This window comes from Martinezella dioscoreae (assembly GCF_009176305.1).
Classification (GTDB): Bacteria; Pseudomonadota; Alphaproteobacteria; order Rhizobiales; family Rhizobiaceae; genus Rhizobium; species Rhizobium dioscoreae.
In genome coordinates this window covers 1-11764 of sequence record NZ_BLAJ01000028.1, presented here as the reverse complement: position 1 = coordinate 11764, position 11764 = coordinate 1, and the positions used below count along the sequence as shown (strand labels likewise).

The following is an 11764-nucleotide window of genomic DNA, read 5'->3' as shown; positions in this document are numbered from 1 at the left end:
GCCCGCGGAATGCCATGTGCCAAAGGGAAGTAGGGTTCGATCAGCGCCATCTGGCGCTCGCTCAACAAAAACAAATCACTCATCGCGGCCTCCTATTGGAAACCGTGAATCACATCTCAAGCAAAATTAATAGGTCCTGAGCCTAGCCTCGTTCGCTCAGAAGGAGTTTCAAAGATCGAAGCACTCGCGCCGCCCTGCCGCTGCGCCTGCCCGCACTATTGTAATAGCTCGAGGCTTGTTGCACGGAGCGATGCCGCGACTGCTCCATCGCCTCCGGAAGAGGGATGCCGCGATTAGCGGCGTCGGTCGGATGGCCTGATCGCAAGCCCGACTGCCATACCAATCTTCGTGTTCCAAATGCTCGGGAGATTCGATTGAATTGAACCGAGAAATTGGTCGACCTACAATGCCAGAATTGGGCCGAGAGGCTTTGCCCTTTGGCGCCATTTGCGGTCGTCAGCGCTCATCATCGTCAGTTGGACATTTCGGGTAGTGCTTCGAAAATTCCCGCATCGCCATCAAGACCGGCATGAGCCCACGGCCAGCAACAGTAAGACCATATTCGACTCGAGGCGGCTGCTCACCAAAGTCGCGTCTTGCGACAAGGCCGTCGTACTCCAACTCCCGAAGGTGCTGTGTCAGCATTTTCTGAGAAATGTCCGGGATGTCTCGCATGAACTGTGACGCTCGCATCGATGGCTCGGCAAACAGCCGGAACAGGATGGGCAGCTTCCAACGACCGGTGATCATTCGAAGGATTCTGGTCACATGTGCAACCGATCCATCAGGGCCGAGGCAAGCCTCCCTCGGTTCTCGTTCGACAGGCACCTTAAAGTGCGTAATTGCCTCGTTCATCGTCTTGTCCTCTTATCGGCACATCGCAGTAGCACGGGAATTGCCAGGTGGATTTGAAACTTGATGGAAAAATCGCGCTTATCACAGGAAGCAGCAAGGGTATCGGCGAAGGAATTGCCAAGGGCTTGGCGCGTGAGGGCGCTATCGTCATCGTCCATGGTCGTAACAAAACGAGTACCGAAGAAGTCGCCCACGACATCGTCACCCAGGGTGGGCGTGCCTATGCGGTCTTTGGCGACCTGACGAACGACGATGACGTACAAAGGCTCGTCAACGATGCGCAGGCTTTCGTTAAGCCCGTCGAAATCTTGATCAACAATGCAGGCGGCTCCGGTGAACCTGAAGACTGGACCACCACTCGCCCGGAAACATGGGCATCCGGGTACGACCGAAACGTGCTGGCGGCTGTAAGGGTGACCGCTCGGCTTCTACCAAACATGCGCGCCGCTAAATGGGGAAGAATCGTCAACATCTCCAGCATGGCGGCGATAATGGCCCCCGCGAAAAGGCCCGATTATGGTGCCGCCAAGGCGGCTATGATCGCGATGACAGCCTCCTTGGCAAAGGAGGTTGCCATGAATGGCATTACAGCGAACACGGTATCGCCCGGAACGATTCACAGCGACAGATTAGAGAAAAGCTTCAGAAAGGTCGGCGCCGGGCAGGGCCTTGCGCCAGACGCACCATGGACCGAAATCGAGAGGATCGTGCTGCCGATGTTTGCGGAAGTCCCGATGGGGAGGGTTGGAACGCTTGAGGAGATCGCCGATGCGATCGCCTTTCTCGTGAGCCCGCGTGCGAGCTATATCACGGGAGCAAACCTACGGCTCGACGGCGGGATGTGGCCGGGACTTTGATTGTTCGCGGTGTCAGCCGCCTTTAGACCGTTTTGATCGTACCGCCATCGATGACAAACTCGGCGCCCTGGATCGAAGCAGCACGGTCGGAGGCAAGGTAGGCGACAAGGTCGGCCACCTCTTCAGGCTCGGCTCCGCGCCCGATCGAGATACCGCCCAGGGCATCAAGCACGGACTGCCGCGCGTCCTCAATCGTGCCGCCATTGGCCTTCCGGAGCATTTCGAGAAAGTCCGCGGTGGCCTCAGTCATGATCCAGCCGGGCGAGACGGAGTTGACCCGCACGCCCTTGGGACCGAGCTCTTTCGAGATCGACTTGCTGTAGGTCCTCAGCGCCGCCTTCGCGGCGGCGTAGGCTGTCGTGGATTCCGGCAGCGGCAGAACGGACTGAATTGAGGTGATATGCACGACGGTGCCTTTGCCTCGCTCCAGCATCTGCGGGATCAGCAGGCGATCGAGCCGGACGGTCGCCAGCAGGTTGAGGTTCAGCTCGGCGAGCCAGTGATCGTCTGTCAGCGCGGCGAAGCCGCCCGCCGGCGAAGCCGAGCCGCCGATGACATGGGCAAGGATGTCGATACCGCCCAGCCGCTCAAGCGCTGCCCTGGCAAACGCTTCGCCACCCTTCGCGGTCGTCAGGTCCGCCTGCACGTAGTCTACGCCCTCTATACGATCCTTGATCGTGCGGGCGGCGGTGACGACACGGGCGCCGCCGGCCAGGAACCGCTCGACGGTCGCGCGGCCAAGACCCTTGGTGCCACCGCTAATGAGTACGCGCTTGCCAGCGAACTCGTTGGGATCTGCGTGGATGCTCATACCGTGGTCTCCAGAATCTTAATGCCGTCGTTCTCCAGCGTGAAGCGATAGGTGAAGCGGAGCGGGCTGCCCGGGAAGTCGCCGTGAGCGGGACCTTCGAGCACGACATCGCCGTTTTCTTCCCGAACAGTGTCGGGCTCAAAGATCGCCTTAACCGCGATCGCTTCTTCCTTGAGTAGCTTGCGGATATCAGCCAGCCCCTCGTAACGCTTGCCGTTGTCAATGAAGACGGACTTCTGCAGGAAGGGCTTCATCATGCCGTCGATATCGAGACGGGCGTTTGCCTCGATATATTCGGCAATCGGCTTGGGTAGGTTCATTGACATGTTCATCTCCTTGATGGTGATGAGCAAACTTAGCGATGGACTTTTCGCCCGATAAGCGAGACAAATCGGCATGGGGTATTACGAAAATTGGGACAATGACTCGCCATTCGCTGATCGAACTTGAGGCGATTCTTGCCATCGTTCGATGCGGATCGTTTCGAGCGGCGGCGCTCGAACTCGGCATATCGACCACTGCCATCAGCAACGCGGTGGGCAAGCTCGAACGGGATCTTGACGTGCGGTTATTCAATCGCACCACGCGCAGCGTCTCGCTCACCTATGCGGGGAGGATCTTCGTCGCACAGATCAAACCGGCGCTCGAGGGCATCCAAAATGCGATGGATACGGCGCGCTCGCAGCAGGAGACGCCGTCTGGCATCTTGCGCATCAATGCCTTCGCGACGGCGGCCCGCGAGATCATGGCGCCGCTGGTCCTGAGCTATCTGAAGCTCTATCCGCAGGTTCATATCGACATCGTCACCGAGGGGCGGCTTGTTGACGTTGTGGCCGCGGGGTTCGATCTGGGCGTGCGCAGCGCGGATCTGGTGCCGAGCGACGCGATCGCCATACCGCTGGGTCGGATGCGACGCATGGCGGTTGCGGCATCGCCCTCCTTTTTCGAAAACAGGCCTATCCCCCAGGTGCCGCAGGATCTGGTCTCTTACCCCTGCGTTCGCGTGCGGCTACCCGATGGCGCATTGTTCCGATGGCGGTTCGAGAAGGGAAGCGAAGAACTGCAGCTCGACGTCGAGGGGCCGCTCACTCTTGATGAAGCATCTCTGGCGCGGATCGCGGTGACGAGCGGCGTGGGGATCGGCTATTTCATGGAAGCCGATGTCCGCGAAGACATCGCGGCGGGACGGCTCGTGCGCATTCTCGAAGATTGGACACCGCCGCTCGCGCCGCTGTGCCTCTATTATTATAATCGGCGCAATTCCTCCGCGGCCTTCCAGGCGTTTATCGCGCTCGCGCGCGATTACGCGGCCGGACGGCTCGCGTAACCTTGAGCCTGCTGCGCGACAGAGGCACCGAGGTCGTTTGGCATTCACCCCAAAAATCCGCGGTTTTGCGCCCGATTTTCCGACGGCCAGCGACAGGTCATGGGTGATTTCGGCCATCAGAGAAGCCGCGCTGCCCGACCGCTGCGCCGGGTCGCGCTGTTTTAGTAGCTCGAGGCTTGTTGAACGGAGCGATGTCTGGACTGCTTCATTGCCTCTGGAAGGGGAATGCCGCGATTGGCGGCTTCTGTCAGATACCCAGACCTCAGCCCGTGTGCCGAGAATTCCATAGGCTCCAACCCAGCCATCTCGGCCCGTTGCTTCAGGATCGCATGACCGACTGCGGATCGAGCGCACGCCGAGAGACGGTGCCCCATCCGGGATCCCAGAGATGATGGGCGATGAATTTGAGAAGCAGGCTTTCCGGCGCCGGCCAGGGGAGGGGAGCGCCGGTGGAAAGCTCACACCAGGCTTCGAGATAGCCGAGATCGGAGGCAAGGGCGCGAAGGGTATTGGCGCCCATGCCTTCCTTGGCCAGATACTTGAGGGTGGCGACATCCTGGTCCGTCAGCAGCGTTGCCAGCTGATCGCGGCGGGCGAAGGGCAGGATGGCGTCGAGCGCATCGAGTTCCTCGGCACGCCTTTCAACCGAAGTTGATGACGCGCCGCTCATTTCGGCAGTCCGTTCTCGTCATAGAGATCGTCGTGGTTCGAAGTCTGATTACCGTTTGCCGGGCGACCGGCGGCTGCCAGCGCCAGGAAATCATCCATCGTGCTTTGACCCAGCTTCGGGATCGCCGTGAGAATAGCGATAGGCTGCCCGGCACGGCAGATGACGATCTCGTCATTGCGCCGTGCGAGATCCACCAGCTCTTCGAATCGTTCGGCCGCTTCGGGAATATCCGCATAAATCTTCATCGCTATTGCCCCTTACCAGACCCGTTCGTGCAGCACCGTGTCGAAAGCCACGTCCAGCGACAAGAAGGTGCAGTGTTCCAGCCGTGTCTGGGCGGCGAGAATGCGATCCCAGGGATCGCGGTGATCCCAGTCGAAGCTTGCCGCCAGCTCGGCATGCAGATCGCTGATGGCGAGCGTCTGCAAACCGCTGGCGATGACTGCGGCGCGCAATTCCTGCGGCTTCAGGTCGAGTTTCCTCAGGCGCATCTTGTTGTCGAGCTCGTAGAAGGAGACGGCGCTGACGAGGATGGTGTTGGCCTTGTCCTCGATCAGTGCCCGGGCCGTGCCGGACAGCCGGTCGCTGCCGATCGTCCACCAGTAGACGGCGTGGCTGTCGAGCAGCACCTTCACGGCTTGGGCTCGCGCTCGGCCGGTCCGCCCTGCCAGACGCCGACATCGTCGTTGAAGTCGCCGGCATCGATCGCCGCCTGCTCAGTATCGACATCGTCGAACAGGTTGTCGGGCAGGCCACGCTGGCGCAACAGGCCGAACGGGCGTTTGCCACCGTCGGCCGGGCCGATCCGCGCGTAGACTTCGTTGCCGCGCATGATAACAATTTCCTCACCCTTGTTGGCTCGTTCGAGCACCTCGGCGAAATTCTTGCGTGCATCGCTGATCTTGTAGCTGGTCTGGGGCATTGAGCGCTCCGATAGTGGCTTTTGACGCTACTGTAGCAGCGTGAATGCTCGCGTACAAGGCATTTGTACTTATCACTATCGATACTTGATACCTATCGATGGTTAGGACGCCAACTATCAATCATGGCATGTGACGAACCCAATTATTGATATAGAGTTCCTTTAGGAAATCCTTTACCATAATATCAATGGCTTACGATGTTTCGAAAATCAGCATGAGCACCTTAATGCGACCGGCTTTCGACGCTGGCGTCGCGCTCACCCGTCTCGACGAGCGGATCGCCCGCTCGCCGGTCGGCGCGGGGTGGATCGAACGAACGCATTATGCCGACGCCTGCGCCTCCCTCTGGATCGATGGCGAACTCGTCAATCTCGAAGACCTCGTCCTCCACGACGCCACTCGCGATACCCGCACCCCCACCCACGAACTGACCATCGCCCGCGACGTCCTTCGCACACGCCGACGGATTTCCGCGCAGTCACCGGACTGGGCGCTATCCGCGGACGGCATCCGAACCTTGCGACAGACCCAGGCGTGGCCTGGACCATCAGGCGGTCCTGACAGCACCCCGAACGACAGCCGCGTCGAGCCTGCAGGAGTGGTCGAGCGAGAAGGGGAGGATATAGATGACGTCGAAAATCTTCCGGGTGTAGACTATGCCGACATCGATGCAGTGCTGGCCCGATCGGCAGCGGCCATTGAGGACGCCAGACGTCCCGGCCACGCCGGCGGCCGTGCGACGGCGAGCCGTCCCGAAAAGGATCCGATGATCTACGATCTTGACTGGGACGAGGATGCCCGGCTCGACGAATGGCGCGAAGTGCTCCGCCAGGTCGAACATCTGCCTGCGGTGCTGCAGGCGATCGTTGCTCTCGATGCCTGGAACGCGCTGTCCGTGCTGCAGCACGCGCCCTGGCTTGGCCGACTGTTGGCCGCCTCGATCTCTCGCCAGGCCGGCGTCACGACCGGCGCTCATCTCGCCGCCACCAATCTCGGCCTGAAAGCCATCCCTGTCGATCGGCGCCGGCATCGCGACCGGGAGACCCGGCTGCTCGCGATTGCCCAAGGCCTGATCGCGGGTGCCGAAATCGGTATGAAGGAGCATGACCGGCTGGTGCTCGCGCAAAGGATGTTCGAGCGGAAGCTGCAAGGGCGCCGGACGTCGTCAAAGCTGCCGGAACTGGTCGAGCTGGTGGTGGCAAAACCGTTGGTGTCGGCCGAGATGGTGGCGAAAACACTCGAAGTCACGCCGCAGGCGGCGCGGCGGATCGTTTCGGAGCTTGGGTTGAGGGAGATGACAGGGAGGGGGAGGTTTCGGGCATGGGGGGCACTTTAACGCGCATCGCAAGTTCAGTGCTTACCATTGAACCTCGGTAGCAAGATACTCTGCCCAGACAGCTCTTACGCGTAATAGGCCTTCTTGCTGTACAGAATAGCGGTAGGTGTTTTCCTGTACGACTACCCAGCCAGCGCACAAATCCGCACCGGTGAAAACGCGCGTAAGCATTCGGCTTCCGACTTCTGGCAGCCTTACAAAACCTCCCTCGTCGTCCAAGCTCTCGAAGTCTGCACGTTCGCTTGACGACAGATATTCTAGAGGAGACGACCAAACATGAACCGGTGGCTCGAGCATTGGCTCCCCGAACTCAAAGTAGGCGTGGCCACGCGCGTTCTTCAGGATCACACGGTGGAGGCGAGCAGTGTCTGGTCGCCAGACAATTTTCTTATCGCCCCCTAGAGTCCGATATTCGATCTTTGAGCGTTCGATCAGGGCGCGGAGAGCTTTGCTATCGGTCAGTGCTCGAGCCGCGCTCGCGTTGCGTTGGTGTCCGGGATCGGTCGATCCAGATAAAACGCAACTCAGGAAAGTGACAGCGTACTGCTCATCTCGTGAAAAACCGTTGTTACACTCGCGGCAGATAGTCACTACCGGTAGATGATGGGGTCTTGGTTTGAGTAAGAAGCTCTTTGTCGGAACGTGATCCTCATTCGTCTCAAGGCCAGCAAGAGGTCGAGCGCAATGAGTTCTTTTTGTGCGCCGGCTTTCGCGCCACGCTCATATGCGCTAGCGATGTTGCTCGATGGAATGTCTTGTGTCAGATGTGGGTTGCTTGGGATATTTTACTATAACCAGTTTCCTCGATGATGGTTTTCTATTGCTGAACTGGAACGACCGCCGGCGGGGTAGTGGTTGATGGTTGTGCAGTTATCTGCGCCGAGCCATTAAGATCCGTCCTACCGTCGTACGGCCAAAAACCCCAGGCGAGCAGCGTGACCACCATAATCGCAAGGACCGCGATCCATGAGATCCAGGGGTTGTAGCGATCTGGAGTCGTCCTGAGGTCTGGCTTTGGTCTATTATCATTGCTCATCTGGTGTACTCCCTGATGATAAGTCGCAACTGCGGCTAAGGTTCCGGGCTATGCAAGGCAAAGAGAGAGGCGCACCAAAGAAAGTCGGCGGGTGGTAGGAAGTTTTTGGGTAACTGCTGGCGAAGCACGTGGACGGTGCATTCAGCTGAGACAGCGATGCAACCCCATCAACGGAATGGCTCGGCTCAGGTCCTGGTAGAGACGCTTCACGCGCTCAGTTTTAAGCGCTACTCGATGCTATGCGGTCACTGTCACTCCTGTGGTGGGATCGAAGGGCTCTCCGGTCTGGAGCACGGCGTGCACGATGACCGCAAGCTTTCGTGCGACAGCCACAGCAGCTCTTTTGAAACCGATCCTCTCCCGTAGCTGAACCCCCATGTTCGCAAGGAACTCTGCACGGAGCTGCGCATGAGAATGACCGACGCTGCTTCGTAGAGAAGCCCATGCAGACGGCAATCGCCGTGTCGGGATAATATGGCCGTCGTAATCGACTTCGCCGGATTGGCAGCGTCGTGTGGTGAGGCTGACGAGTTTCACGACGCTTTGCCCCAGATTTTCATTTGCGGTTGATCCATCCAGTCGCCGGGAACCCTTTGATGCATCTGCTATATCGAGAGCAAAATATGGTCACGGTGAACTGCAAAGTCGGGTGAAATCTAGACTTGAACAGCGGATGCGTCTACGCCGTCGAGAACGGCGCCCCCTTCATTTTCCCAGGCTGCTAGGGCGGCCGGATTTGCATTCCGCTTTTGCCGACGCGAACGCGGGTAGCCACCAGGCGAAATCGTCGCCGCACGGATTCTTCGGATGGTGATTATGTCGTCATCATGGTCGCCGCCCGGCGATGGTTCCATATCGGAAGTCACATATTCAGCCTTCTTGAGCACCCGGTTTAGATTTGTCTGCTTATTTGACATTTCTCAGCTCTCTCGTTGGGGTCGCCTCGGCCGGTTGCGTTCGATACGCAGCGCTTTGAGCAGGGCAGCGTTTTCCAGTCGTTTGGCAATGTCACCTGTATCAATCGCGCGAAATACCGTGGCGGTCTTTTTGCGGATAGGGCATAGGAAGCTCTTTGCGACTCTTCTGGCGGAGGTCACTCTAACCGGCGGCATAACGGCATTCCTTTGCTGCTGGGTCTATGGTTGGCGCTGCTGCCAGGCGCTCGTGGTTCCGGCAGCAATCCTCCACCCGACCGGTCCCCAGATCAGGCGAAGTGCGTAAACAGAACCCGAAAGAAACACCGCAGAGCGTTCAAAGAAGGGCGAGTTCAATCCGCTCAACGGTAGCTTAGTGGCAGCTTATGATCTGCTCTTTCGAAGAGCTAATATCGCGTAGGCGACACTCTTCTCGGGCGATCAGGAAGCGCAAATCTTTTACTTCCCGCTCGTCCGTCGCCCCAATAAGGCGCTCACGAAAGTATTGAATGTTGGCAATTGCGACGAGGCGGTCCATAGCACTTTTCCTTCCATGGAAATATTTCCACGAAACACCGTGCGCCCGTTGGAGTGCTTTGGCAACAACTTTAAAATAATGCTGTAATATAGCGCTGCTTTGTATGCAACGCCAAATCGAAGCCACCCATATGCCAGAAGGAGTCCGCCAGGGGTGCTAACGGACTCCAAAAAGCTCAGATGCCAGAACAGGTAACAACGAACCGAGCAGGTATGTTAGACCACACTAACGCAAGATTAGCGAATGAATTCCGTTGATCCTTAGGTCACCGAGGCGATGCTGCCAAAACTGCCTTCGTGGGCAATGGGCGCACGCGAGATCCGCATCACGCTGATCATGGTTCATTCTGGAGTTACCGCAAAAAAACAGCGGGGTCGTAGGTTCGATCCCGCTCATGAGCAAAAGGGGTTCGCAAAATCTATCTGAAGCATTAGACGAATGACATCAACGTTAGTGACGCGCGTTGACCGGTATATGCAGCGAGGCCTGTGCCTTTTCCGCGGCTGCCCGCAGACGCTTGTCTTTGGTCCATAAGGACGTTTTGTGGTCAAGAAGAACGGACGCCAGCAAGTGAGCATCCGTGTAGCCAATGCCCATACTGAAGAGAGCATGTCGATCGATCATTATCATAACTTCGTCATGTGTTGCGACCACTGCGCCGCGCTGCGCCGACAGGAAAGCTATCACGTTGCTGCGATCCCGAAGGCTGCCAAGAGCCAGCTCGCCGATCACGCTCGGATGGCACAGCAGTCGATCATCTTCAATAATCCTGCCCAGCTCCGCGTCGGCAGATCGGAAATGATCAATCCAGATCGAAGTGTCCGCCAATATCACTTAACTGCTGCGCTCCGGCGGCGCGGAGGTGCCTCTGCGTCCGGCATGCTTCCTCCGAGCGCGATGAGGCGTTTTCCGGACTCTACACGAACAAGCGTCTCCAATGCTTGGCGAACGAGCGCCGCGGTTTCCTTGGTCCCGGTCAATGATTTCGCCCTATCCATGAGTGCATCGTCGAGATTGATAGTAGATCGCATGAGTCGAATCCCTTATTGAGGCATATAAAATAGCACCAGTTGGTGATAAAATCTACGCCTCATTTCTGCTTCCATAGGCAGGGCATTGTCCCCACCCCCTCTTACGTTTGGGCTTCAACTCGCCGAGCGGAGATCGGACGGTGAAATGTCTCCTATTTCGAACCAATTGCGGACTTTCACAAAACGCCAGGCCGGGTGAGCTTCCCATGGAAATCAACTGGCGTATTGATCGACACTGCGATGGGTAATTGCAGAACCGCCATTGCACAACACGAAACGGCCGCATTGACATGATATGCCGATAACCATGTCGCGATGCCGCGCTCCAGACGGCGATATTAATAGCAAAAGCAACATCAGTCGCGTCATCATCCTCTATATCATTGTTTAAGGAGCAAGCCGTAAAAAGCTTGAATTGTCAGTTGGTTTCAACACAACAACCACACCCGCCGACCCATAAAACCACCTTCGATACCACCGCATCAAAGACTACATTTGCGAGCTTGAAGCGAAGATACGAACAATTTCAGCTATTGGCGCATGAGCGCGCCCGGGCTGGCGACCAAATTGAGGCGGAAAACATGTTTCAACATGCGGAGCATTACTATCGCGCCGCAGCCCTACAAAAGGCTGGCTACAACCGTTGATCACAATGACCGTCTCCGGATGCCAAAACGAGCCAGATGCAGCAGCCTGGCTGAAAATTCTGTCGAAATATCGTACACCCAGCCCACGTCGCAGTGCCTTTGAACTTGCCGTGACAGCCATTCCTTTTGCCGCGTTCTGGGTCTTGACTTGGGTCGCTGTGCACTACGGATTCTGGTACGGCCTCATCCTTGTTGTCCCAGCCGCGGCGTTTCTGTTGCGCCTGTTCATGATCCAGCACGATTGCGGCCACGGTTCATTCTTTGCAAATCGTCGCTTTGACGACTGGATCGGGCGTATTCTTGGTATCTTGACCCTAACACCTTACGACTATTGGCGGCGCGCGCATGCCGAACATCATGCATCAGCCGGAAACCTGAATGAGCGCGGTATTGGCGACATAACCACGCTAACCGTAAGTGAATACTATGCTCGCTCCAAATGGGGGCGAATTGGGTATCGTCTCTATAGGCATCCGCTCGTGATGTTCGGGATTGGGCCGGTGTGGCTTTTTCTATTCCAGCAACGTCTCCCGGTCGGCATGTTGCGTGCCGGTCTCCTGCCATGGGTATCGGCAATGTCGACCAATCTGGCGCTTGCTGTGATCATGTCGCTTCTCATCTGGGCGATTGGGCCTGCAGCCTTCTTCATGATCCATCTGCCGATCGTTTTGCTGGCTGGCGCCGTTGGTATCTGGCTCTTTTATGTGCAGCATCAATTCGAGGAAACGCACTGGTCAAAGAAGCCGGAGTGGCAATTTCCGAACGCCGCATTGCATGGTGCTTCCCATTATTGCGGGTTTCGGCAAAGTCCGGACAGGG

General features: G+C 57.7%; 14 protein-coding genes and 3 pseudogenes. 5 read left to right on the top strand and 12 right to left on the bottom strand.

The window, feature by feature from the left end; genetic code table 11:
• Nucleotides 1-142: 142 nt before the first annotated feature.
• Together GDN47_RS32545 and GDN47_RS31575 are read right to left on the bottom strand one after the other, a co-directional pair.
• Nucleotides 143-328, bottom strand: a pseudogene (locus GDN47_RS32545) (hypothetical protein); the annotation flags it as partial.
• Between the two features lie 128 nt (nt 329-456).
• A complete protein-coding gene (locus GDN47_RS31575; protein WP_152095042.1) occupies nt 457-855 on the bottom strand; it encodes a winged helix-turn-helix transcriptional regulator in 399 nt (132 codons plus the stop codon).
• A gap of 47 nt (nt 856-902) precedes the next feature.
• Between GDN47_RS31575 and GDN47_RS31570 the strand changes: the two genes are divergently transcribed.
• A complete protein-coding gene (locus GDN47_RS31570) occupies nt 903-1712 on the top strand; it encodes an SDR family NAD(P)-dependent oxidoreductase (protein ID WP_069610766.1) in 810 nt (269 codons plus the stop codon).
• 22 nt (nt 1713-1734) lie between these two features.
• Here GDN47_RS31570 and GDN47_RS31565 read toward each other — a convergent pair whose 3' ends face one another.
• Both GDN47_RS31565 and GDN47_RS31560 read right to left on the bottom strand, forming a co-directional pair.
• Nucleotides 1735-2523 (bottom strand): SDR family oxidoreductase, encoded by a 789-nt coding sequence (locus GDN47_RS31565; protein ID WP_152095041.1) that lies wholly within the window; start codon nt 2521-2523, stop codon nt 1735-1737.
• Nucleotides 2520-2849: a Cif family virulence factor gene (locus GDN47_RS31560; RefSeq protein ID WP_152095040.1), complete on the bottom strand. Its 330-nt coding sequence runs from the start codon at nt 2847-2849 to the stop codon at nt 2520-2522. The genes GDN47_RS31565 and GDN47_RS31560 overlap by 4 nt, the downstream gene beginning before the upstream one ends.
• Nucleotides 2850-2944: 95 nt before the next feature.
• Here GDN47_RS31560 and GDN47_RS31555 point away from each other — a divergent pair, with 95 nt between their 5' ends.
• On the top strand, nt 2945-3850 hold the full coding sequence (locus GDN47_RS31555; RefSeq protein ID WP_152095039.1) for a LysR family transcriptional regulator: 906 nt from the start codon (nt 2945-2947) through the stop codon (nt 3848-3850).
• A 161-nt stretch (nt 3851-4011) separates the two neighbouring features.
• Here GDN47_RS31555 and GDN47_RS31550 read toward each other — a convergent pair.
• From GDN47_RS31550 to GDN47_RS31535, 4 genes and pseudogenes are all read right to left on the bottom strand, one after another.
• A pseudogene (locus GDN47_RS31550) lies at nt 4012-4520 on the bottom strand (site-specific integrase).
• Entirely contained in the window at nt 4517-4765 is a 249-nt protein-coding gene (locus GDN47_RS31545; RefSeq protein WP_152095038.1) for a type II toxin-antitoxin system Phd/YefM family antitoxin, read from the bottom strand. The pseudogene GDN47_RS31550 and the gene GDN47_RS31545 overlap by 4 nt, the downstream one beginning before the upstream one ends.
• Before the next feature lie 12 nt (nt 4766-4777).
• Nucleotides 4778-5155, bottom strand: coding sequence for a type II toxin-antitoxin system VapC family toxin (locus GDN47_RS31540; protein WP_069610762.1), 378 nt, complete (start codon nt 5153-5155; stop codon nt 4778-4780).
• Nucleotides 5152-5442, bottom strand: a complete 291-nt coding sequence (locus tag GDN47_RS31535; protein ID WP_152095037.1) for a type II toxin-antitoxin system Phd/YefM family antitoxin — start codon at nt 5440-5442, stop codon at nt 5152-5154. The genes GDN47_RS31540 and GDN47_RS31535 overlap by 4 nt, the downstream gene beginning before the upstream one ends.
• Nucleotides 5443-5630: 188 nt before the next feature.
• On the opposite strand from GDN47_RS31535, the gene GDN47_RS31530 reads away from it, so the two are divergent.
• The gene (locus GDN47_RS31530) at nt 5631-6779 is read left to right on the top strand and encodes an RHE_PE00001 family protein (RefSeq protein ID WP_162701563.1); all 1149 of its coding nucleotides are present in this window, start codon (nt 5631-5633) and stop codon (nt 6777-6779) included.
• A 1273-nt stretch (nt 6780-8052) separates the two neighbouring features.
• Here the strand turns inward: GDN47_RS31530 and GDN47_RS31525 are convergent.
• The 4 genes and pseudogenes from GDN47_RS31525 to GDN47_RS31510 all read right to left on the bottom strand — a co-directional run.
• A pseudogene (locus tag GDN47_RS31525) lies at nt 8053-8379 on the bottom strand (transposase); the annotation flags it as partial.
• Nucleotides 8380-9102: 723 nt separating this feature from the next.
• Nucleotides 9103-9267, bottom strand: coding sequence for a hypothetical protein (locus tag GDN47_RS32210; protein WP_162701565.1), 165 nt, complete (start codon nt 9265-9267; stop codon nt 9103-9105).
• Nucleotides 9268-9717: 450 nt separating this feature from the next.
• The gene (locus tag GDN47_RS31515; RefSeq protein WP_112424202.1) at nt 9718-10101 is read right to left on the bottom strand and encodes a PIN domain-containing protein; all 384 of its coding nucleotides are present in this window, start codon (nt 10099-10101) and stop codon (nt 9718-9720) included.
• Nucleotides 10098-10298: a type II toxin-antitoxin system VapB family antitoxin gene (locus tag GDN47_RS31510; protein WP_112424203.1), complete on the bottom strand. Its 201-nt coding sequence runs from the start codon at nt 10296-10298 to the stop codon at nt 10098-10100. The genes GDN47_RS31515 and GDN47_RS31510 overlap by 4 nt, the downstream gene beginning before the upstream one ends.
• Before the next feature lie 383 nt (nt 10299-10681).
• Between GDN47_RS31510 and GDN47_RS32810 the strand changes: the two genes are divergently transcribed.
• Nucleotides 10682-10945 carry a DUF4167 domain-containing protein gene (locus tag GDN47_RS32810; RefSeq protein WP_352231213.1) on the top strand — a complete coding sequence of 88 codons (264 nt, stop codon included), beginning with the start codon at nt 10682-10684 and terminating at the stop codon, nt 10943-10945.
• Nucleotides 10946-10950: 5 nt separating this feature from the next.
• On the top strand, nt 10951-11764 hold an 814-nt coding region (locus GDN47_RS31500), incomplete at its 3' end, for a fatty acid desaturase (protein WP_152095043.1).